At 63.0% G+C, this 22,134-nt stretch carries 22 protein-coding genes and 2 riboswitches; of the genes, 12 read left to right on the top strand and 10 right to left on the bottom strand.

All coding sequences use genetic code 11. The features are described 5' to 3' along the window. Positions 1-22: 22 nt before the first annotated feature. From E3T25_RS04455 to E3T25_RS04445, 3 genes are read right to left on the bottom strand one after another with little or no spacing between them, the layout of a single operon-like run. Entirely contained in the window at positions 23-742 is a 720-nt protein-coding gene (locus E3T25_RS04455; RefSeq protein WP_104170613.1) for a hypothetical protein, read from the bottom strand. Between the two features lie 36 nt (positions 743-778). Then, the gene (locus E3T25_RS04450; RefSeq protein ID WP_241976942.1) at positions 779-1,093 is read right to left on the bottom strand and encodes a hypothetical protein; all 315 of its coding nucleotides are present in this window, start codon (positions 1,091-1,093) and stop codon (positions 779-781) included. Positions 1,094-1,098: 5 nt separating this feature from the next. After that, positions 1,099-2,319 (bottom strand): nucleotide-binding protein, encoded by a 1,221-nt coding sequence (locus tag E3T25_RS04445; RefSeq protein ID WP_134372453.1) that lies wholly within the window; start codon positions 2,317-2,319, stop codon positions 1,099-1,101. A 319-nt stretch (positions 2,320-2,638) separates the two neighbouring features. On the opposite strand from E3T25_RS04445, the gene E3T25_RS04440 reads away from it, so the two are divergent. From E3T25_RS04440 to thiD, 8 genes are all read left to right on the top strand, one after another. Continuing rightward, positions 2,639-2,962 carry a helix-turn-helix domain-containing protein gene (locus E3T25_RS04440; protein ID WP_134372450.1) on the top strand — a complete coding sequence of 108 codons (324 nt, stop codon included), beginning with the start codon at positions 2,639-2,641 and terminating at the stop codon, positions 2,960-2,962. A 127-nt stretch (positions 2,963-3,089) separates the two neighbouring features. Continuing rightward, entirely contained in the window at positions 3,090-3,413 is a 324-nt protein-coding gene (locus tag E3T25_RS17875) for an ArsR/SmtB family transcription factor (protein ID WP_104170610.1), read from the top strand. A 58-nt stretch (positions 3,414-3,471) separates the two neighbouring features. Further along, complete coding sequence (locus tag E3T25_RS04430; protein WP_134372447.1) at positions 3,472-3,708, top strand: hypothetical protein; 237 nt, start codon at positions 3,472-3,474, stop codon at positions 3,706-3,708. Positions 3,709-3,933: 225 nt separating this feature from the next. Next, positions 3,934-5,850: a hypothetical protein gene (locus tag E3T25_RS04425; protein WP_241980618.1), complete on the top strand. Its 1,917-nt coding sequence runs from the start codon at positions 3,934-3,936 to the stop codon at positions 5,848-5,850. Between the two features lie 852 nt (positions 5,851-6,702). Then, positions 6,703-7,296, top strand: coding sequence for a class I SAM-dependent methyltransferase (locus E3T25_RS04420; protein WP_134372444.1), 594 nt, complete (start codon positions 6,703-6,705; stop codon positions 7,294-7,296). Positions 7,297-7,786: 490 nt separating this feature from the next. Continuing rightward, entirely contained in the window at positions 7,787-8,587 is an 801-nt protein-coding gene (gene thiM, locus E3T25_RS04415; protein WP_134372441.1) for a hydroxyethylthiazole kinase, read from the top strand. Then, positions 8,584-9,246: a thiamine phosphate synthase gene (gene thiE / locus E3T25_RS17870; protein WP_134372438.1), complete on the top strand. Its 663-nt coding sequence runs from the start codon at positions 8,584-8,586 to the stop codon at positions 9,244-9,246. The genes thiM and thiE overlap by 4 nt, the downstream gene beginning before the upstream one ends. Continuing rightward, positions 9,243-10,103 (top strand): bifunctional hydroxymethylpyrimidine kinase/phosphomethylpyrimidine kinase, encoded by an 861-nt coding sequence (gene thiD, locus E3T25_RS17865; RefSeq protein ID WP_134372435.1) that lies wholly within the window; start codon positions 9,243-9,245, stop codon positions 10,101-10,103. The genes thiE and thiD overlap by 4 nt, the downstream gene beginning before the upstream one ends. Here thiD and E3T25_RS04400 read toward each other — a convergent pair. Beyond that, positions 10,054-11,394, bottom strand: coding sequence for an MFS transporter (locus E3T25_RS04400; protein ID WP_134372557.1), 1,341 nt, complete (start codon positions 11,392-11,394; stop codon positions 10,054-10,056). The genes thiD and E3T25_RS04400 overlap by 50 nt on opposite strands. A 310-nt stretch (positions 11,395-11,704) precedes the next feature. Continuing rightward, a riboswitch (TPP riboswitch) is annotated at positions 11,705-11,814 on the top strand. Positions 11,815-12,003: 189 nt separating this feature from the next. Here E3T25_RS04400 and E3T25_RS04395 point away from each other — a divergent pair. The 3 genes from E3T25_RS04395 to E3T25_RS04385 are packed head-to-tail and all read left to right on the top strand — an operon-like array spanning position 12,004 to position 14,504. Next, positions 12,004-12,915: an ABC transporter substrate-binding protein gene (locus E3T25_RS04395; protein ID WP_241980617.1), complete on the top strand. Its 912-nt coding sequence runs from the start codon at positions 12,004-12,006 to the stop codon at positions 12,913-12,915. Next, the gene (locus tag E3T25_RS04390) at positions 12,905-13,717 is read left to right on the top strand and encodes an ABC transporter permease (RefSeq protein WP_134372432.1); all 813 of its coding nucleotides are present in this window, start codon (positions 12,905-12,907) and stop codon (positions 13,715-13,717) included. Before E3T25_RS04395 ends, E3T25_RS04390 begins: the two co-directional genes overlap by 11 nt. After that, positions 13,710-14,504 carry an ABC transporter ATP-binding protein gene (locus E3T25_RS04385; protein ID WP_134372430.1) on the top strand — a complete coding sequence of 265 codons (795 nt, stop codon included), beginning with the start codon at positions 13,710-13,712 and terminating at the stop codon, positions 14,502-14,504. The genes E3T25_RS04390 and E3T25_RS04385 overlap by 8 nt, the downstream gene beginning before the upstream one ends. Here E3T25_RS04385 and E3T25_RS04380 read toward each other — a convergent pair. Together E3T25_RS04380 and E3T25_RS04375 are read right to left on the bottom strand one after the other, a co-directional pair. After that, complete coding sequence (locus tag E3T25_RS04380; protein WP_134372428.1) at positions 14,501-15,817, bottom strand: LLM class flavin-dependent oxidoreductase; 1,317 nt, start codon at positions 15,815-15,817, stop codon at positions 14,501-14,503. The two genes, E3T25_RS04385 and E3T25_RS04380, sit on opposite strands and share 4 nt — an antisense overlap. 13 nt (positions 15,818-15,830) lie before the next feature. Next, on the bottom strand, positions 15,831-16,595 hold the full coding sequence (locus E3T25_RS04375; protein WP_134372426.1) for a 3-oxoacyl-ACP reductase: 765 nt from the start codon (positions 16,593-16,595) through the stop codon (positions 15,831-15,833). A 56-nt stretch (positions 16,596-16,651) separates the two neighbouring features. Then, positions 16,652-16,752, bottom strand: a riboswitch (TPP riboswitch). 452 nt (positions 16,753-17,204) lie between these two features. Between E3T25_RS04375 and E3T25_RS04370 the strand changes: the two genes are divergently transcribed. Next, on the top strand, positions 17,205-17,498 hold the full coding sequence (locus E3T25_RS04370) for a putative quinol monooxygenase (RefSeq protein ID WP_134372424.1): 294 nt from the start codon (positions 17,205-17,207) through the stop codon (positions 17,496-17,498). A 421-nt stretch (positions 17,499-17,919) separates the two neighbouring features. Here the strand turns inward: E3T25_RS04370 and E3T25_RS17795 are convergent, their stop codons facing one another. The 4 genes from E3T25_RS17795 to E3T25_RS04355 all read right to left on the bottom strand — a co-directional run bounded on the left by E3T25_RS17795 (position 17,920) and on the right by E3T25_RS04355 (position 21,887). After that, positions 17,920-18,471, bottom strand: a complete 552-nt coding sequence (locus E3T25_RS17795) for an ATP-grasp domain-containing protein (RefSeq protein WP_338145465.1) — start codon at positions 18,469-18,471, stop codon at positions 17,920-17,922. Further along, entirely contained in the window at positions 18,468-18,827 is a 360-nt protein-coding gene (locus tag E3T25_RS17790; RefSeq protein WP_338145464.1) for an ATP-grasp domain-containing protein, read from the bottom strand. The genes E3T25_RS17795 and E3T25_RS17790 overlap by 4 nt, the downstream gene beginning before the upstream one ends. 72 nt (positions 18,828-18,899) lie before the next feature. Continuing rightward, a complete protein-coding gene (locus E3T25_RS04360; RefSeq protein ID WP_134372422.1) occupies positions 18,900-20,471 on the bottom strand; it encodes an AbgT family transporter in 1,572 nt (523 codons plus the stop codon). An 87-nt stretch (positions 20,472-20,558) separates the two neighbouring features. Beyond that, complete coding sequence (locus tag E3T25_RS04355; RefSeq protein ID WP_134372420.1) at positions 20,559-21,887, bottom strand: M20 family metallopeptidase; 1,329 nt, start codon at positions 21,885-21,887, stop codon at positions 20,559-20,561. Between the last annotated feature and the right edge of the window lie 247 nt (positions 21,888-22,134).

Below are 22,134 nucleotides of genomic sequence, written 5' to 3'. Positions count from 1 at the left end.
GCGAGGACAGCCACTGCTTGCATCAGCACCCTGCCGTGTAGCGCGTGCCACCGGCCGCTAGCTTCGTCTGATCAACGGATGTGCCGGACTCGATACGCCATGCGTCGTCCTCCCAGACCAAGACGAGGCCGATACCCGTTGACCTGGTGGGGCTGAGCGCACCATCAATCACGTAGCCAAGGGCCAACTCAACGTTCACACGATCGGCGGTCGAGTCTTCCGTGATGCGCCACAACCCATTGGTGCTGGAAGTATGGAACGACCCGCCGGTTGCTTTGTAGTCAGCGATGATCGTGTTCCACTCGTCCGACTCATACTGGACGGCCACGTCTTTCCAAGCGGCAGACGCCGTGGAGGAGACGACCTCAGACCCGATGGTGTCGCTTTCCGAGGCCGGTGGGTTCGGGTATTGCCAGAGCCACCGGTAGACCGCTGTGGCGACTTCCACGGCCCCGTAGGTCGTGTGTTTGGCGTCGGTTTGGGCGGTCAGGACCATGTTGACGTTGCGGTCTTGTCCGCCGAGGCAGCCGGTGGGTGCGACGTCGTCCCCGATACCTCCGGGGCCAGCGGTGCCCGCAGGGATCGGTGTGGGGGTGGCCGTCGCGGTGCTGGGTGCGGCGTTGGGTGTTGGGGTGGGGCGGGTGGCGGTGTAGGCGATGCCGCCGCTGATGACGACGACGAGGACGGCGGCCCCGATGACGATGGGCCAGCGGCTACGGCCGGATGCTGTGACCATTCGCATGGTGGGACTCCTTGGGGTGCGCGTTGGTTGTGTGGGTTAGCCGGCGAATGAGAGGACGGCGCCGACGATGATGGCGAGGCCGGCGAGGGCGGCGAGGGAGATGCCGGCCCAGACTGCTTTGCGTCGGCCTTGGGCGTGGGCTTGTGGGTTGGGGTTGGTGTCTCCGGAGGCTCCGGCCATGGCGACGATTCCGAAGATCAGGTACCCGATGGAGACGAGGATGCCGATGGCCCAGAGCGCGGCGATGAGTTTTTGCCAGAGGGCGGTGAATTCGGCGCCGCCGAAGGAGAAGTCGGGCAGGATCCCGTCGAGGGGGTTCTCGATCGCCGCGTGGAGCAGGAGGTCGCGCATGGGGGTTAGGCCTTCCGGTTCTGTGTGGGTGCGGCGGAGACCGCGGTTTGCAGGTACCGGACCACGCTCGCGGCTGCTGCCACAAACGCGTCCCGGGTTGCAGGGTTGAGGCGGCTGAGGGTGAGTTGTCCGCGTTCGGCAATGTGTACGTCGTAGGGAATCTCGTGCAGGGCAGACACTCCGGCCTGGCTCAGGAGCCGTGCGACTTCTTCTCGGACGGCGTCGTTCTCGGGGCGGCCGTCGGTGAGGCGGATGGCGATGGCCCGGTTCGCAAGCTCGGCGGAGGGCCCGCCTTCTGCCCGGAGCTCTTCGAGGAGTTGGATTGCTTCGAGGACGGAGTCGCCGGCGTTCATCACGGGGATCACGAGGACGTCGGAGACGGACACGGCGCCGCGGAATGCGGAGGAGGTGGGGACGTTGCCGGAGTCCATGACACGGATGGAGTAGAAGTCGTCGATGACGTTGGAGACGGCGACGACGGATTCGCCGGTGAGGCGGTCGCGGCGGCCGGTGGATCCGATCACGGATGCGAATGATGTTTGTGGGGCGGTGTATCCGGCGAGGCGCCCTGCGGTTTGGACGTGGTCGACGTCGCGGACAAGTTCGCCGAGGCCGAGGAGGGGGTTGCCCTCGGCGCGGAAGTTCAGGGCGCCGGGGTCGTCGGAGACTTCGAGGATCGCAACCGACCCGCCGCGGATCGCGGCCAGCACTCCCCCGAGGAGCAAGGCGGTGGGAGTCTTGCCCGTTCCGCCCTTGGGGTTGTTCACTAGGACTGAGACCGCACGGGTCCAGGTCGCCTGCCGCACCGTGGTCTCATGAGCAGTCCGCAGCTCCGTGCGGCGTCGCTCCCCTAGCTCGGCGGTGCCCGGGCCGACCGGGAGTCCCAGGCTGGCCAGAGCGCCACGGAACCCTGTGGTGGCCTTGGTTGGAGTGCTCGACGCGGAAGCCAGGCCAGCGGCTGAGCCACCAAAGAGGACAGAGGTGCTGGCCAGGTCGGTGGGCGTCACGGGAGGCACCGACGGGGCCTCCTTCACGGCAGAAGCCTTCCCCGGGACTGGCGCCTGGGCTGGTTCATCGAGGACGGTGCCGAGAGCAGATGCGGTGCTCGTGGCCTTGCGTCGTGGGGGCGTGGGGATCGTGTGGATGGTGTCTTCCTCGATGTAGTCCCCGGCGCGGTCAGCCTCTCCAAAGACCTCGCTGGGGGCGGTGCGACCGGTGTCACTCATGGGCGGTATGTCCTCTCGAATTTCCACTAACTGGCATAGGGAATTAGGGAACCCCCGAGACCTTGACTAGTCTCTCGTCTTTTTTCTCATGGCCTCACCTGAACGGGGGGCGTGTTCCCTCTGCGCTTGTGGTCATAAACGCCTAAAACGCCGGGAATATGGATCGAATGGGCGGATCGCATGAAGCTTCGAACCTAACGCCAGCCACCGACATCAGCGGACCATTACAATTCGCAAAGGTAAATAGATGCATTTGCATTAACTTGATTCCGATCGTGGCGCGCCTGCGGGAGGGGTGATCCACGCCAGAATTGGGCGCATGGCCCGCGACGACAATTTGATGAGACATGCCCCTGAACGGGTGGCGTTGTTCCAGGAGTTGTTTTCCGCGCCGTCCCGCGTCCTGGTACTCCGCGCCCTGCTCCGCAAGCCACTCAGCTACGCCGAGTTGTTCGACGTCATCGGCGACACCATGAGTCGGCCCGCGGTGCATGCGGCCCTGATCGATCTCCGGGGTATGGGCTATATCGAGGACGATGCCCCTGATGGGGTCGTGCGCCGGCCTCAGGCAACGGTATTCACCGCGCGGCGAGATCTTGTGACCCGCGACTTCGGGCAGGTCCTCGAGTTCGTCCTGGGCTGACCACTCCCCCCTCGAGCACGAGCATCGGGCCAGCGTGGTGCACGACTTCGTCATAAGCTAATCATATAATGATTAGGGTTGACAGAGTCAACGATGGAAGAGGGCGGAGGTCGGGCAGAATGGCAGGATGCCCCGCTACGTGCGTCCCCCTCACGATGAACTCGTGGAGGCCGCGATCGACGCATTTGGAAATCGAGCTCGAGTGGCAATCCTCAAGCACATCCGCGAAAACGGGCCATGCACCCGCGCCGATGTCGCAACAGCGCTCAGTATCGCCCCGCCGACGGCGTCAAACCACCTGGCTGCCCTTGAGACTGCGGGACTCATTGAGTCCACTCCCCCGCGCAGCGAAGCCAGAAGCGGCCAGTGGGTGCGCTATACAGTCATCCCAGAACGCGTCACGGAGCTCTACGTCGCTCTTGGCGAGTTCCTCGGACAGTCAAGACTTTAATCAAGCCGCTCCCGCGCGTCGCGCACTCTTGAATGGGTTTAACGACAAGATCGTTTCCATGGCCGTTGCAAAGGGAAGCAGGATTCGTCGGGACCACACCCCCACGGTGTTGTTCCAAACACGAGTCGACCCCGCGATCCGCGCGGAAGTCAATCAAGCCGCAGCCGCAAGCGGCGTGTCCACCGGTATCTACCTGGAAGCGTTGCTGCGCCTAACTCTCGCGGAACAGGGCCAACTGCCTGTCCTCGACCTCATTCGCGACCCCAAAGAGGAGTTGCTCATCCCAGCCGCTTAAACGAAAGAGCCCGTCGCTTTCGCGACGGGCTACTGCAAGTTTCGTAGCTCAAACCCTCTGTGCTTGCCGGCCCGAGGTTCAAGCTAATCCAGATCAACAGCCCTCACGGGAGGTTTCTCTATGTCCCAGAGCATAGCGCACGTACCCCGAAATGCACCCGGAATTGTGTCCGGCGTGTCTGGCGTGTCCACTGAAGTGTGGACAGCGTGGGCTTTGACGCGCCGGATGAGTCCGCGCGATCAGGTGCGCGTGATGAAGCGCGACGCGTACGGGCGGGTGGACGAGAATAGTTACCCCCTGATCTACCGTGTTGGGCCGGCCGAACCCACGACGCCGTGGGCGATGAACCTGGCCGATGAGACCGGGTTGTTCCGGGTGCTGTGTTTTGACTTCGACGGTAAAGATAAGCACGGCGTCGATGCCGAGCTGATGGAGGAAGCCGTCGATGAGTGCGACGTGCTCTCCCGCACCCTGGATTCCCTCTCGATCGAGCATGTCGTGTGCCAGTCGTCTGGGACGGGTGGCCGCCATATTTGGCTCGCCCTCCACGGCGGTGCCCCGAAACTCGCTGTCGCCCCGGTGGCCAGTGCAGCGCGGGCGAACTTCCGCCGCTTGGACCACGGCATGCTCCTTAACGCTGTCACTGGTGCCGCGCGGCCGCCCTTGTCTCCGCACCGGGACGGCAGCTACTCCACGGTCCTCCGCGGCAACCTGAACACCCTGATTACCCCGTCGACCACGATTGCCGACTTGGCAGCCTTGGCCGCGGTGCTCGAGGCGCGGAAGCCTTCCCTCCGAGCGGAACACAGTCCCCCGTCGGGCCCGATCGCCACACGTCACCAGGCGCACCGGCCCCTCAGCGTGGCCGGCACCGCCCATATGGCCACCATCGATGGCGGCAGCAACCCGAGCTGGACCGGGTTCATGTGCCTGCTCTCGGCCGCGAACGCCGGCTGGCAGCTGGTCGATGTCGAGCACGCCATCAAGACGGCCCCCGGGCTGGAGCACTTCCGGACGAAGAACACCGGTCGCGGCGACCGCCGCCCCCGGACCGCAGCGGAGGCCCGTGCCCGGTTGGGCCGGCAGTGGGACAAAGCCCAGCAGTACGCCGCGCTCCAGCGCCCACTGCCGGCGGTGCGGGAGCCGCAGGACTTGTCGGAGTTGGACGCCATCGTGACCGACGTCGAAGCCCTCCTTACGCGCTTCCGGGTCAGTCCCGGACGGTGGGGCCGCACCGAAGCGTCCTCGAATCAGCAGACCATTCTCCGCGCCCTGGCCTACCTCACCCTGCAGACCGGCAAACGCACCGTCGCCGCCGCCATCCGGGACCTGGGCCCGATGGGCGGCCTCGGCCGCACCACCGCAGCCGACGCCCTGACCGCCCTCGCTGCTGCCGGTTACATCGAACGGGTCAGTGCGAGCGACGACGGCAACGCCGCCGAATGGCGCCTAGCCTCCACGTTCTCCACAGCTCCCAGTACAGTCCGGTCACAACCATTAAATAACCCCCGCCCCCCGCAGGAAATCCCGTCGTCGATAGGACGTTCTGCAGCTGAGCTCTTCAACACCCGCACCCATCTCGTTGCTTTACTCGAGGAACAACTCACCGACCAACGCCACGACCTCTTCACCCGCCGCGGCTTGGGACACCTTGCTGGCAAGCTCTACGCCCTGCTGCGTCAGCACCCGTCCCTCACCATTGATGCCGCTGCTCGTCTCCTGGGCGTTACCGCCCGGCACACGGCCACGATCCTCAGTCGCCTCCGGTGTCACAAGCTCCTCGTCGTTCACCGTGACGGGTGGGCGAGGTCGAAGCAGGATCTCCGGAACCAGGCGGCCTTGCAGCTCAACGTGCTGGGAACTCTCCTGGCTCGGGCGGAGCGTTATCGGATCGAACGAGAGGTGTGGGCGTGGTGGCAAGCCGAACTAAGCACCATGATGTCAGCGCCCCGGTCTCGGCCGCGGCGCCCGCATGTGTCGAGCCGGCCGTTGTTTGAAGCGAGCTCACCGGGTGAGCGGGTGTGGCCGAAGTATCCGCGGTCGAGTGATCAGCGTGGTGATCATCGTTCTGCGCGTGAGCTGGTGAATCTGGGTGTGTTGAGCCCGCAGAATCGTTGGCAGTATCTCGGAAACGCCGCCTAACCGCTAGGTGCAGCTTCGGAGGTTACAAACCGGTGTTCTTTGGCTGGACAGGGCGCATGGATGAGTCTGGATGGCCTTGTGTGTGGAGTTTCGAGGTGTGGTGATTAGGGGTGGGTAGGTCTCCCACAAGCTGTCTCTTGGTTGCGGTGAGCACGGTTGTGTCGGCTAGAGACGTTCGAAGCTGCATGGCAGCAGTGATGGTAGCGGACCCGAGCGTTGGTCCGGCGTCGCTCGGGATAGATGAGGGAACCGCTTTACGAGTGCGATGGGATACCTGGAATCTGCGTTCATGTGGTGGCATGGCAATGGGGATGAGGGTAGTCCCGCAGCTTTCCGCAGTGAAGACGTCAAGTGCGTCCCTCTCGGAAACGTCGAGCATCCCGGCTTTGGCTGCACGGTGGAGGGGACCGGCGAGAATGGTTGCTGCCGCCTCAGCAGCGGGAGTGGTTTGACCTGGTCGCGATCCTCGATACGTCAGCGAATGGAGGGAGGGGTTCGCGTACCGAAATCTCCATGAAGATTCCACGCGCGCCGCAGGCCGGTGGTGGGATTCACGGCTACCTGCCTGGCACGGCTCTCCGAGTGGTGCGCCGCGAAGCCAGCGGCGGCGACAGCGTCACGTAGGCCTTGCTTGTCGCCAATCGGCGGTATACGGCGGGTGGCTGCACACCGGCCGCGCGGCTGCCGGCGGAATTTGTCAAGGAGAATGAGGCCAGTGAAAGTTGCGGCGACTCGTTTCGTTTCGGTGTGGTCTTCATAGACTGCTGGGCCGTTGATCCGGACGGTAAGGCATTTGATAACTTCAGTGAGGACGTAACGGTGCAATAGTGTGCGTCAGGGAGGCTGGTGGTCATGCCGACAATGTCTGCTCTCGAAGGTGCGTTCTGCCGCAGTGCACCATGGCGTCTGGCGGCGGGCCGAGTTGTCTTGTGGGCGACACAGGGTGTTTCGTTCACCGGTGACGTTCTTGAGATCGGAGGGGGTAGTGGTGCGACGGCCGACAGGTTAGCGCGGGCAAATCCGTCACTGCGCCTGACGACGACCGATTACGACCCCGTGATGGTTGGCGTCGCACGAAAACGTCTTGCAAAGTATCCACACGTGGCGGCGCGCCAAGCCGACGTCACACAGCTTCCCTTCGATGACGAAACTTTTGATTTCGTTGTAAGTTTCCTGATGCTGCACCACGTTGTCGACTGGGAGAAGGCAATCGCAGAGGTTGCACGTGTGCTCCGGCCCGGCGGCATTTTCACCGGTTATGACCTCACTGCTTCTCGAGCCGCTTCGTGGGTGCATTCGACCGATCGCTCCCCACATCGGCTCATCGAACGCGGGGCCTTTGAACCTGTTCTCGGACAAGTCAGACTCGATGCTAACGGGCTGAGGTACACCTTCGGCGGTCGAGTGATGCGATTCACTGCACGCAAGCTTGCATTGCCCACCTGAAATGAGTGGACGCGTGTCAGGCAGGTCCAAGCAGGTCCCATCGACCGCGACCAGACGTCGTCCGGTCGTGAGTTGACCCCAGATTGCATGGAGTCGCTCGCCGATTAGGATGTGATCGACGAGTGGCATCTTAGACTGCCGGGCGCTCGGGTGTTCAAGATCCACCAGTAGGCGGGCAGGTTCGAGCGGTGAGAGCCCGCACTGGACGAGGTGTGGGGCCGCTAGCAAGCGCAGCAGTTGTATGCGGGCCAGGCTATTGGAGTCGAATTTTGCCCCGCCGCGGGTGGAGCTGATAGGAACTTCCGCAGCGGGGAGACGGCGATGATCGGTGCGGCCAGCGCAGTCTCCACTCTATGAAGGGGCGGCCGTTTTGCAGTGTTCTAGACTGTGCACGGGCCGAATGTGCCCTGCTGAGGGTTGATGGTTTCCTGCTGCGGTTCGCAAACTCTTCCCGGCACACCCAGTTAATAAATCTGAGCGAGGACGTTGAATGAGGCGTTTCACGGCGGATGATGTTTGCCTGCTGCTGGCGCGGTTGCGGGAAAGAACACCTCTGGTGCAGTGCCTGACCAACGCGGTGGTGACGAACTTCACCGCTAACGCGTTGCTGGCGATCGGGGCTGCGCCGGCGATGACCGATATCCCCATCGAGGCCGACCAGTTCGCCCGTATTGCTTCGGCCACGCTGGTGAACTTGGGCACTCCGCATGCGGAGCAGCGTGTAGGCATGCAGGAAGCGGCCCGGGCGGCGCACGAGATCGGCACGCCGTGGGTGCTCGACCCGGTGGCCGTCGGCGTCCTTTCGGTGCGCACCCGGCTGGCCGCCGATCTGCTGGCATACGCGCCCACTGCAATCCGCGGCAACGCCTCCGAAGTGATTGCCCTGGCCGGCCTAGGCCACGGTGGCCGGGGGGTGGACTCGGTCGATACCGCGGAGCAGGCGTTGGATGCCGCTGTCCGACTTGCCGACCGGTACGGCTGCATCGTCGCGATTTCTGGGGCCACCGATTTGATCACCGACGGAACCGATGTCATCCGCCTGAGCAACGGCCATCCCTACCTCACCCAAGTCACGGGTGGAGGGTGCGCGCTTGGCGCCGTAACCGCGGCTTTCCTCGCGGTCGGCGACGATCGTCTTGTTGCAACTGCCGCCGCGACGGCCGTGTATACGATCGCGGCCGAACGGGCGGCGGTGGGCGCCGGCGGTCCGGGCAGTTTTGCCGTCGCGTTCCTTGACGCATTGGCGAGCGTTGACGGGTCCGCGATCCGGGCGTCGATAGCAATTTCATGACTGAGTTCAGTAGGGAGACTTTCACGCCAGGCGTGTATCTGGTCACCGACACGGCGTTATGTGGCAGTCGCGGGGTGGTCGAGACGGTGCGGGCGGCGGTAGACGGTGGCATCCAAACGGTGCAGATCCGGGAGAAAGATGCGTCCGCTGCCGACTTCTATCAGCTCGTGTTGCGCATATCCGAGGCTGTCGGTGGCCGGGCCGCTATTCTCATCAACGACCGGATCGACGTGTTTCTGGCTGCCCGCGCTGCGGGTGCCCGCGTGCATGGTGTCCACGTCGGCCAAAGCGACCTTCCGGTTACGGCAGTGAGGATGATCGTCGGCGACGACGCGATCATCGGGTTGACCGCCAATACTGTCGATCACGTCCGCCAGGTGGCTCTCCTGCCGGATAGAACGGTCGACTACCTGGGTGTTGGTGTGATCCGGGCGACGGCCACGAAGGTGAACCATCCGGCGCCGATCGGCGTGGACGGTTTCGCCGGGGTCGCCGCCGTGGCAGGCCTGCCTTGCGTGGCCATTGGCGGAGTCATGCTGGACGACGTGGGCGAGCTGCGCCGGGCGCGGGCGGCAGGTGTTGCCGTGGTGTCCGCGATCTGTGCCGCGGCAGACCCGAAACGGGTGGCCGAGGATTTTGTGGAGGAGTGGAACCGATGATCCGTCCCGTCTTGGCGCGCACAGTACCCCGAGTTCTTAGCATCGCTGGTACTGATCCAACCGGTGGGGCCGGCATCCAGGCGGACTTGAAGAGCATCGCCGCGCAGGGCGGCTACGGGATGGCCGTCGTTACCGCACTGGTTGCCCAGAACACCCACGGGGTGAGGTCGGTGCATATTCCGCCGGTGGCCTTCCTTCGCGAGCAGCTCGATGCCGTCAGCGACGACGTCACTATCGATGCGGTCAAGATCGGGATGCTCGGCAATGCCGAGATCGTTCAGGCCGTCGATGACTGGTTGGAGAAGGTGAAACCGCCGGTGGTGGTGCTTGACCCGGTGATGGTTGCCACCAGCGGCGACCGGCTGCTCGAGCCGGCTGCAGAAAGCGCCATGATCCGGCTGCTCAGCCGGGTCGACTTGGTCACACCGAACCTGGCGGAATTAGGGGTGCTGTTGGGAGAGCCGACCGCTTCGACCTGGCCGCACGCACTCGAGCAGGGCACGCGACTCTCAGCGGCGCATAACGTCATTGTGCTGGTCAAGGGCGGCCATCTGGAGGGTGCCGTGTGCCCGGACGCGCTGGTGGATGCCACCGGACAGCTTCCCGCCGGCCGGCAGATGATTGAGGTTGCAGCCGATCGGGTGGACACCACCAATACCCACGGAACCGGATGTTCAATGTCGTCGGCGATGGCGACATTGCAGGCCCGGCTCGGGGATTGGAGCGCCGCATTATCGATGACCAAGTCCTGGTTGCAGGAGAGTCTGGAACACGCCGACGAACTCGAGGTCGGTACCGGGCGTGGTCCTATCCACCACTTTCATCGGTTGTGGGCAGGCGGGCCGACCCAAGGCTGACCCGCACTGTTTCGGGGCCGGCCAGCGCGCCGGTTAGCACGAGCACTCCAGCCAGTGCGAGCAGCGCCGCGACGGCACCGTGGGCGCCGAGCACATTCTGCAGGGCCGGCAGATAGTACGGGTAGAGGGCTGGAATGACGATGGAAAGGCTGTAACCGACCCCGTAGCCGCTGGAGCGCACGGCAGTCGGGAAGCGTTCGGCTAGGTAGGCGCCGACCGGGCCGTAGCCGGAAACCGTGACGATCTGCAGCGCCACGACCAGCAGCACCAGAACCGTGGTGCCGGCGGCAGCGAAGATCGCCAGGAAGATTACCGGCCCTAGTACCGCTGCGATCAGGCCGAAGCCGATGAAGAAAGCGCGTCGGCCGGTGAACGTCGACAGGTGCCCGCAACCTGCCATGGTGACGGCGCTTGCGGCGGTGCCGCACATCATCGCGAACGATATGGTTTGTGCGCCCAGGTCAGCATCGACGCCAAGTTGCCCAGTCAGCACCGGGATGGCCATGTAAGTCAGCAACCACATGCCGCTCATCAGAATGAATACCTGCCACAGCGCTCGGCGGTGTTCGCCGATGAGAATTTCCTTCAGCGGGTTCGTGCGGCGTGGGGGGTGGGTCCACGTCGGGGAATCCTGAACCCGGGCACGATAATAGGCGAGCATTCCAAAAGCGAGCACGGCGCCGAGCAGGAATGGGATGCGCCAGCCCCATACGTTGTAGCTGGCGGCGTCGAGCGTGCCGTGGAGTACGAACACCAGGCCGGCGATGGTGGCGTTGGCCCAGGGAGACATCCACATGATCAGCCCGCTGACAAGCCCTCGCCGTTCAGGCTCGGACCATTCCATCGCCAACGGAACAGCCGAGGTATATTCACCGCCAAGAAAAATTCCGCCGAGAAAACGCAGCGCCAGGATCAACAGGAGCGATCCGCCACCGAACACGGCGTGGCTGGGAACCAGTGCGATCAGCAGTGTCGTCAGCGCCACACCGGTGAGTGCGACCTTGGTCGTCGCCGTGCGGCCGATGCGGTCGGAGATCGGACCGAAGATCGCTGCTCCTATCGGCCGCCCGAACAGCGTCGCGACAAAGACCAGCCCGGCGTTGTTGACCAGGTTTTCCGACCCGAAGAGATGCGCCGCTGCCGGCGTCAGGGCGATGACGGGCAGGAAGATGTCGAATTGGTCCACATAGTTGCCGAAGATCCCGCCCCGTATGGCGCGGCGCATGCCTGGCAGTGCGGACGGCGGCAGTCGGGCGGGGGCAGAGGCGGTGCTGGGGTGGGCGTAACGCATCAACTTCACTTCCTTTGCCGGCATTACCCGGTAGGTTCAACGGTCGAAGCTGCCTCAGCTTCCTCTCAGCCCCTGCAAAAGGGCTCCCGTGTAGACGAAAAATAACATAGCACCCTGTGTCAGAGGCTGCGTTTAGCCATGTTCTGGCCCTTTTTTCTGGTTGTGATTGTCTGCAAGCGCGCGCCGAGAGTGGGGATCCGGCGGCGACCTCGGCGGAGTCGTAATGGTGATGTTCGATGACTTGGTACGCACTCATTGAGTGTGAACCAACACGTTGTTCGCCCAGGCTTGGCTGCTTCTTGGTTACACTCGTCTTGAACACGGGAGTCCGGTGAGCCGGGCTGAGAGGAAGATTATCAATCTTCGACCGTCGAACCTGATCTGGATCATGCCAGCGCAGGGAGGCAATTTTCTCACATCCCGTGCCCTGATATTCCTGCAATCAAGGAGGGCACGACAGTGCAACTATCCCTACTCAAAAGTACGCCCTCGCCGTGGATAACGGTAGGTGCGCTCGTTCTTGCCGCAGCGACAGTTCTAAGTGGCTGCGCCTCAGGCTCGGCGACTGGCACCGCTTCGTCAACCGCGTTGACTCCGGTGGCCTTCGCCTTGGACTGGACACCGAATACCAATCACACCGGACTGTATGTCGCTCTTGAGAAGGGCTACTTCACGCAGGCGGGGCTTGAGGTGAAGGTGCTCCCATACAGCCAGTCATCCACCGACGCACTCATCAACGCCGGCTCAGCTGACTTCGGTATCAGCTTTCAGGACACGGCCACCTTCGCGGCGGCAGCGGGTGTGCGCAACATCTCAGTGATGTCGGTGCTGCAGCACGACGCGACGGCGATCGGGGTCCTGGCCAGCCGCGACGACATTCGCAGCCCGAAGGACCTCGACGGCAAGACCCTCGGCCTGGCAGACCCCAGCGCAACCTTTCCCACCGAGGCGTCGGATGTCATCAAGAACGACGGCGGAACGGGCGAGTTCAGGAAAATCACGCTGGGCACCTCCGCCTATGAGGCCCTCTATGCCGGCAAAGTTGATTTCACCTCGGCATTCACCACCTGGGAGGGCATCGATGCCGCTCTTCGTGGCACCCCGATGAAGTTCTTCGCTCTGCACGACTATGGCCTACCGGACCAGTACTCGGTGATCGTCGAGGCAAACCGGGCCTGGACTGCCAAACACCCTGCCGCCACTGCTCAGTTCGTCCAGGCCCTGCAGAAGGGGTACCAGTACGCCGCCGATCGTCCGGATGCCGCGGCGAAGATTTTGATCGACGCCAACCCCGGTGCCTTCGAAAACACGGAACTCGTTTACCAAAGCCAGAAAAAGCTGAGTGCTTCCTACCTCAAAGATGCCAACGGTAAAGTAGGCACCCAAACGGCAGAGACCTGGCAGCAGCTGGCCGATTTCCTCTACCGTGCCGGCCTCTTGGCCGACGAAGACGGCAAACCACTCACCACGGCGCTGGACACATCAACACTGTTCACCGAGCACTACCTCAATGAAAAATAGCATCACCGTGAAGCGGGCTACAGCGCCCCGCACGACGGCATTCTCGGCGCTAGCACCTCCCGCCGCGATCCTCGTCGCGCTCGTGATCACCTGGCAGGTGGCGGTGATGGCAGCCGGAGTGCAGCCGGCGATCCTGCCCTCCCCGCAGCGCATTCTTCAGCAGGGCTGGGAGGCCCGCACCACGATCTGGGACAATACGCTCCCCACCCTGCAGGAGACGTTTCTCGGCTTCGCCGTCTCTCTGACCGTCGCTTGGACGCTGGCGATCCTGATCGACTTTTCGCCATGGCTGCGGCGAGCACTGGTGCCACTGCTGGTGGCATCCCAAGCCATACCCATCATTGCGATCGCGCCGCTGATAGTCATCTGGTTCGGATTCGGTATGCTGCCCAAAACCATCGTCATCGCCCTGGTGACATTCTTTCCAGTCACGGTCGGCCTGATTGACGGCTTCAACCGCACCGATCGAGAAGCGATCAATCTGCTGCGCAGCATGGGGGCCAACCGGTGGAAGCAGTTCGTGTATGTGCGTCTTCCGTCGGCGCTTCCCTCGTTCTTCACCGCACTTCGAATCGGAATCGCCTACGCCGTCACCGGTGCCATTTTTGCCGAGTACGTCGGCGCCGAGCGGGGCCTGGGCATTTATATGGCGATGATGAAGAACTCGTTTCGCACCGATCTTGTGTTGGCTGCCGTTGCGGTGACCGCGCTCGTGAGCGTGTGCCTGTTCCTGTTGACCTACGTCGCCGAACGGGCAATCATCCCTTGGCATTCGAAGGAACGCAGGAGCTGGCATGGCTGAGGCGACTCCCCCGAAGATCGAACTGCGCGGAATAGGTAAGTCTTTTCCGCTCGGCCGCGGGCAGGTGAGGTCGGTTCTCGACGACATCGCCTTCTCGGCGCAGCCGGGCGAATTCGTTGCCGTGATCGGTCCTAGCGGATGCGGGAAGAGCACCATGTTCAACATCATGGCCGGCCTGGAGACGGCCAATTCCGGCGAGGTCTTGGTCGACGGGGATGTCGTCACCGGTCAACACAAACACTTCGCATACATGCCGCAGAAGGATTTGTTGTTCCCGTGGCGCAGCATTCTGGAGAACACTTCCCTCGGCCTCGAGGTTGCGGGGGAAACCAAGAAGACCGCCCGAGCACGGGCGGGCAGTTTTTTCGCGGCCTTCGGCCTGTCCGGTTTTGAAGATGCACATCCTTACGAACTCTCCGGGGGCATGCGCCAGCGCGCGGCCTTGCTGCGCACCGTGGTGCAGGGCAGAGATGTCCTGTTGCTGGACGAACCGTTCGGGGCCCTGGACTCCCTCACCCGCACCGACATGCAGTCCTGGTTGCAGGGGGTGTGGTCTCAGAACGCCTGGACTGCGGTGCTGATCACCCACGACATCCGTGAGGCGATTTACCTCGCCGACCGGGTAGTCGTTCTCAGCGCGCGGCCGGCATCCGTGCGGCTGAACCTGACCATCGACTTGCTCCGGCCGCGCGAGCTGTCGATGACCACCTCGGCAGAGTTCGCTGGATACGAACGCACGCTCCTGGCGACCCTGCACAAGGAAACCCTCCCGCCCAGAGGACCCTAAACCGCAGCGCCGACCGTGGGGCGTTCCAGCCCCAGGTGCCCACGCAAGGTATCCGCGGTATAGCAGGTGCGGAACAGACCGCGCCGTTGCAACACAGGGATCACCCGGTCCACGAACTCATCCAATGATTCCGGCAGCAGCGGCGGCATCACATTGAAGCCGTCCGCGGCACCGGAACGAAACCACAACTCGATTTGGTCGGCGATCTGCTCCGGCGTTCCGACCATGGTGCAATGCCCACCGCCGGCGGCGAGCCGGCCCAGCAACTGCCTTACCGTGGGCTGCTCAGCCTCGATAATTCGTAGGATGGTCGCATACCGACCCTGCGGCCCAGTGAAGCCGGCCAGCGACGGCAGCGCCGGCACCGGCACATCCAAATCCCAATTGCTGCAATCCTGTTGCACGAACGTTCCCAGCTGCGCGAGCGACTGCTCGGTCGGCAGGAGGGCATCGACCTCCGCCTGCTTCGCACGCGCCTGCGCCTGTGTGGACCCCACATAAGTGACGAGACCGGGCATGATCAACACCGCATCCGGATCGCGTTTGGCTACGGCAATGCGCCGTTTCACATCCTGGTAGTACTCCTGCCCGCTGGCGAGGTCATATGCCACCGCATAGATACCTTCGGCATAACGGGCGGCCAGCTCCCGGCCAGGGACGGAGGCGCCGGCCTGAAACAGCACCGGTCGACCTTGCGGCGGGCGCGGCACCGTCAGCGGGCCATCCACCCGGAAGTGTTCACCGGAGTGGCCGATCGCTCGCACCCGGGCCGGGTCAGCATAGAGACCTCCGCGGTCCAGGATCAGAGCATCGTCCTCCCACGAATCCCACAATTTCAGCGCCACCTCGATGAACTCGGCCGCCCGGCTATAGCGCTGATCGCGGGAGGGCAGCATGTCCATTCCATGGTTGCGGGCTTCGGCGTCAAACATGGAGGTCACCACGTTCCAGCCGATGCGCCCTTTACTGATGTGATCCAGGGATGCAAGCATGCGCGCAGCGTGGAAAGGGGTGTAAAAGGTCGCCGAGACGGTGCTGACCAGCCCGATCCGGCTCGTCGCCCGCGCCATCGCTGCCATCGCCGTCAGCGGCTCAAGAAACCACCGCGGGCCGGTACTCACATCGCCGACGGCATGCCCGTCGGCGAAGAAAACGGCGTCAAAGAGGCCACGTTCAGCGCTTCGGGCGAGCCGTTCGTAGAAACTGATGTCTCCCAACTGCTCGATGGGCGACTGCGGCCGCCGCCAAGCGGCGCCGTGGTGGCCACAACCCATGAGGAACGCATTGAAGTGAAGCTGGCGCGGGGCAGACATGACCGGCGCGGCCCTAGTTCATCACCAAGCCGCCGTCGACTATCAGGTTCTGCCCGGTGACCGACCGCGCCCAGGGGGAGGCGAAAAAAAGTACCGCATCCGCAAATTCGGCCGGGGTTGTCACCTTGCGTAGCGGGGTGGAGGCGGCGATGAAGTCAAACACGTCCTCGGGGGTGGCCGCGCTGGCATCCGTGGTGCGCAGCAGCCCGCCGGAGACCATGTTCACGGCGATGTTGTGCAGGCCGAGCTCCGAGGCAAGGGTGCGGGTCAGGGAGAGCATGGCTGCCTTGGCGGCAGTGTAGTCGTGGTAAGGCACCACCGGGTTTTGGAAAAGGTTGGTGCCGATGTTGATGATGCGGCCGAACCCGGCCTCGCGCATGCCGGCCAGTGCCTGCTGGGTCGTGTTCAGGGCACCGCGGACACTGCCGGAGAACTGCGCCTCGAACTCGTTCCAGCTGATGACGGCAGCGCCGGAGCGGGCATCGCCGTTGAAGCTGAAATCGGCCAACGCGTTATTGACCACCGTTGTCACGGTGGAGCCAAAATGTGCCTGAGCCTGCGTGAGCATTGCCGCGACCTGGGCCGGTTCGGTGACGTCGGCCCGTACGGCAAGAGCATGTTCAGGCCCATAGCCGGCAGCCAGGGTTTCCGCCGCTGCGGCGCTGTTGCGATAGTTGATGACCACCCGGGCGCCCTGCGCCGCGAAAGCGTTCACGATGCTTTTGCCCAGGCCGCGTGCGCCGCCGGTGACCAGGACAATCTGCTCTGCTATTTGCATGATTTTCTTCACCTTGGGTAAGGCGAAAGGACCAGATCCGGCACCAATGCGGTGCACGTAATTCTCCGTGACATCCCTTCGCTAGTTCGAACTAGATCAGGTTCAACGGGTGTCATCTCAGCCGACCGTCATGCAGTCGGCACCCCGTGTCGCTGGAGACGAGTATACGCAACGGCCTGGTACTTGGGAATTTGCGTCCTAAACTCAGAGACTGCCGGGCTGGTCGACTTTGTAAGATCACTGTCGTCATTTATGAGTCCATCGGCTCCGACAGCTCACGCGTATATCGCGGCCTTAAGACTGCTCGTGAATTCACGGACGCCGGCGATGACGTCGTGGTTGTTTGTGACGGTTTGGGTGTTGAATCTCTCGCCGCCATCTCAGACCCCAAGCATAGGATGAACCCTCTCGCCGTTGCCCTACACGACAACATCCGGGTCGCGTGCGCATTCTGTGTCGCATCCCACGGGACGCGGTCGAGGCCGGTGGGTGGCCGCTGGGAGTACAACGGCGACGCCAGTATCCGCAATCTCGTAGTCGAGGGCTACCAGATCCTCAATTTCTAAGCACTACGCCCGACCTTCTACCCTGATGTGAATTGGAGTTTTCATGGCCCTGATAGTTCTTCTTGACCTTCGCCTAAAACCAGAGGCCGTTCTCGGGGCGGAGGCCATGCTGCGAGACATTTTGGTCGGGACCCGTGCATTTGAGGGGTGTCTGGGTGTTGATGTGTTGCTTGATTGCGATGATCCCGCCCACATGATCTTGCTGGAGCGGTGGGCGTCGGCCGAAGCTGACGCGGCATATCGTCACTGGCGTGCGGGTGCGGGTGCGACCGACCTGGGCTCATTGCTGGCCAGTATCCCCCAAATCTCCATGTTTGAGATCGCCAGCGACATCTGACCGGGCACTATGGCGCATGCCCGAGATCATGCTCATGTCCCTGGTTGTGCGCCGTGATGTGTTCCCGGTTAGGGAACTGGGCCAGGTAAGCCGCCTACACTCGGCGCAGTTGCGGGTCAGCCCGCACACAACGCTCAGTCGGCCATGTATCACGCAGTTTGAAATGATGTCGTGGTGGCAAAGTCGGATACGACCATCCTGGTTGAGGGCAACCAGTACTTCCCGACTGAGTCGTAAAAGTCTGCGTACTTCTCCGGCGAAGAAATTCTTCGCCAATAGATCCCTCTCGCCGGCGTCGCAAAAGATGTCGGTATCTTCATCCCAACGCTGCATCGGTGGTTTTAGCCTCCACGGCTAACCACCGCGCCAACGAGAGTTTTATCCGTTTCGTGAGCTGGTACCGGGGCCGGCGCCACGTATTTCAGGCTGCGAGTTTTTTGAGGTACCGAGCCAGGGCACGTGGAGCCGAACGAGGGGCTTCGGCCTCAACAACCGCGTTGTAGTTCGTATTGGTGTTCACGTCGTAGGTGAGCACTCGGCCATCTTCGGCTTCGATGAACTCGATGCCGCAGACTTCCAACCCGGTGCGGCGCGCGAACTCGAGGTATTTCTCGATAATCGAGTGGTCGAAGTCTTCGCGCAGGCTGAACAGTTGCTGACCGGCTACGGGTGCGATGGTGGCGCCGGGAGGCATGATCAGCTCGCGCGTGATCGGGTCGATGGCGCAGGCATCCGCCGGGCACAGCTGGAAGCCGCCGCGTGCGGTGTCGGCTTTGACGGCGTAGATGAACTCGCCGCCCACGATCTCAACCCGGGTGATGAACGGTTCCGCAGCCTGGATATATTCCTGAATGAGTGTGATGCCATCTTGCGGCTCCTCGAACTCGGAAGAGGCAACGTACGCGGCGAGCTCTTCGTGACTCGTGAACTTGCGAACGCCGAGGCCCTTGCCGCCCTGGTTGTGCTTGGTCATAAACGGGGTGGGAAAGTCGTGTGCGGCATCGAGAATTTGCTCACGGCCCACCGCGCCTTGCTCATCTCGAGCTCGAGAACGCGCCGGCCATTCACCGTGCGGCGGCCGTGGGCCTCGAGCCAAGCCAACACGGCGCGCGCGTAGTCTTTCGACTTTCCGTGGTCGCGTGTGTGAGCGGATGCGCTGATGCGCGACCAGAAGATTCCCTCCGGCGGTACCGAATCCAGGTCGAGAACGCCGTCGGTGAGCAGCCATTCCTTCACCTCCATACCCTCTGCTTCAAAGGCCCGGGCAAATGGCGGAAACCATTCAGGGTTCTCGTGCAGGGCATAGATCGTGGTCTGGCTGGAAGTCATAAAAATCCCTTCGGGTTGCACTGAACTTAAGGAGGCCCCCGTGCGGGGTATTCCTCCGGTCTTGCGCAGTTACTACTGCGGGATCATGATGCCGTTGCCCGGGCCCATCGGTAGGTCGAAGAAGTAGAAGACGCTCAGCACGGCTACCCAAGCGATCCAGAACGTGACTGCGAAGGGCAGCATACGGGCGATCACGGTGCCAAGGCCCGCCTGTGGCTCGTACCTACGCAGCATCGTAAGTAGCACGATCATGTACGGGTTGAGGGGTGTGAGTACCTGGGTGGCCGAATCTCCCACCCGGAACGCACCCTGGATGAATGCAGGTTCGTAGCCAAGTAATACGAACAGCGGCACGAACACGGCGGCCATCAGCGTCCACATGGCCGAACCCGAAATGATGAAGAGGTTTAGCAGCGAGGCAAGCAGTACGAAGGCGACGACGGCCGGATATCCGGTGAGGCCGATGGACTCAAGGCCCCCGGCTCCTGCAACGGCGAGCCAGCTTCCGATTCCGGAGAAATTAAACAGGGCGACGAACTGGCCGAGGATGAATGCAAGCACGAGAAATCCGCTCATGTCCTTGATGGCCTGCCCCATCACGCGAGGCACGTCGCTGCCCCTGGCGATGGTTCCGGTGATCTTGCCGTACACCAGTCCTGGAATCACGAACATAACGAAAACGATGAACACGATCGAACTCAACAGGGGTGAGCGCGGCAGAAACTCGCCGTCTTCGTTTCGCCAGGAGGATTCCGGCAGGAGCACGCCAACCAGAATCACTCCGGCGACCACGATGCCGGCCACGAACGACCAGAACAGGCCGCGGTTCTCGGTGTGCGTGAGCCGCGTGTTCATCACGGAGGGAACCAACACGTCGTCGTCAGTGATCTCGTCGCGCGCAATCTGCTGCCGCCCCAAACGCGGTTCCAGAATTTTGTCGATGATGAAGCCGGCGAGTGCGATGAGTACGAGCGCGGAGACCACGTTGAAGAAGTAGTTCGATACCGGGGTCACGACGGAACCGGCGTTCGGCAGGTTCTGTGTGACCGACGTCGTGATCCCGGCGAACAGCGCGTCGAGGCTCGTTACAAACAGCGAGGTTGAGTAGCCGGCGCCCACCGCAGCAAACCCGCCGAGCAGCCCGGCCACGGGGTGCCGGCCAGCAGCCTTAAACACCAGGGCGGCAAGCGGGGGGATGACCACAAAGGCCGCATCAGACATGATCGACCCTACGACTCCCACGAATGCCACGGCGTAGGGCAGCGACCAGCGTGGTGCCGAGCCGAAGGCCTTACGGATCAGCGCGGCGAGCAGGCCGGACTTCTCGGCAACACCGACCGCGAGCAGGATGGGCAGCACTGTCGCCAACGGCGGAAAACCCAAGTAGTTGACCCCAATGTTCTGGGTGAACCAGGTGAGCCCTTCGGCGGTGAAGAAACCCGTGATCACCGTGATCTCGTCGGTTCCGGGCAACTGCACCGTGACGTTCGCCCAGGCCATCGCGGTCGACGCCACCGCCGTGATTGCGAACAGCAGAAGGAAGAGCATGAACGGGTCGGGCAGCTTGTTACCGACGCGTTCGATTCCACCGAGAACACGATCAATCACGACGGTGCGCCGGGTGAGGGACTGTGCTGAAGACATGGAGCCTACCTTGCGTCGGATCGAACAAAACGATCGGTGTGTCAGGAGTTAGATCGTGCGCTGTCAGACAGGAAACGGAGTTAGGAATCAGTCGAAGAAGTGCGGCACATCGATCGCGCCGCCCTGCTCCGCGAACTCTTGAGCCATGCTGCGGCGCAATCCGGCGTCGCAGAGAAAATCAAGGGCGGTGAGGGCGAGCCCGCAGGCACCGTCGAGGGCGCCTGACTCCGCGGCATCCGTTGCGGCGGCCGCCGCGAATTCGCGGGTGTGCAGGGCAACGTCTGGTGCCGCAATCTTGATGAGTGGGTGAATACCGGGGATGCGATGGCTTACGTTGCCGAAGTCAGTGGACGCTGCGATGGTTTCCGACACCACGCTAAGCGGGAGTGGCTGGCGCCCACGGCGCTGCTGGGCGGCGACCCAGCGACCGGTGAGCACACCGTTCGTGCGCACCGGAAGGGTGGGGGCGTGCTCGTCCCAGTCGATCTCGACACTCGTTCCAGTCATCAATGCTGCGCCGCGCGCGATGTCGTCCAGCCGCACGCTGAGGTCTTTGAGCGTGTCCGCAAACTTGGATCGGGCGTAGAGCTTGAGTACCGCGCGCTCTGGAATGATGCTCGGCCGTGTTCCCCCCTCACTGATTACGGCGTGCACGCGGTCTACCGGCGGTAACTGTTGACGCAACAGGCCAACGGCCTGGTACGCCAGGGTTGCGGCGTCGAGAGCGTTGCGTCCCATAAAAGGTTGAGCGGATGCGTGCGCCGCGACGCCCGTGAACGTCACGGTTAGCACGCGGCGGCCGAGCCACACCTGGTCGGCGAGGTCGTAGCCATAGGGGTGCACCATGATCGCGGCGTCGAGGCCGTCGAAGGCGCCGTGCCTGGCCATCACTTCTTTGCCGGAGAAACCTTCCTCGGCGGGAGTACCGAGGAACACCACCCGGCCTCTGAATGCGTCGGGATTCTCCTTGAGCGTGTTAGCCAACGCGAGGAAGGCGCCGACGCCGGCGGCGGCGATCACGTTGTGCCCGCAACCGTGCCCCACGTCGGGCAAGGCGTCGTACTCGCTGAGAATCGCGATTGCCGGGCCGCAGTCCGACCCGATCTCGGCACGAATTGCGGTGTCTACCCCGTGCACGCCGAGCTGTGCGCTTATCCCGTGGCGACCGAGCAGCTCCACCAGATAAGCGGCGCTTCGATGCTCGGCGAAGGCGGTCTCCGGGTCGGCGTGCAGGGTGTGAACAACGTCGTTCAGGTCCCGGGCGAGTGCCTCTACCTGGGCTTCGACGGCGCTTGCGAGCTCGTCCGGGGCCCCGGAGAACGGCGACGGCACCGACTCATAGCTCTGTATCCTGCGGGCCGTTTCGGCCTGAAGCTTCTGCAGATACGTGGTGCTCGGCACTAACGAAGGGCTCATATATCCACCCTAGATAGGAAGATTACCTCCTAGGGCCGTCCTGACCTGCGCCGTCATCTCCAGAACCTGTGCTGGGTCAGCATCGCACTTGGCAGTGAGGAATTCCCCTCGCACTCCCCTAGCGGAATATCAGAGTGATATCACTCCGAAACCGCGACGGCCAAGCCTTCAGAAGCGATATGGAGCCGCTGTGCGGCACTGCTTGTTGAGCATTTTTGTCCTATCTGGCCAATCATCGTAGCTCCCT

The sequence above is a fragment of the Cryobacterium sandaracinum genome, from assembly GCF_004403415.1.
In the GTDB taxonomy this organism is placed as follows: Bacteria; Actinomycetota; Actinomycetes; order Actinomycetales; family Microbacteriaceae; genus Cryobacterium; species Cryobacterium sandaracinum.
This window is presented reverse-complemented; position numbering and strand designations above follow the sequence as displayed.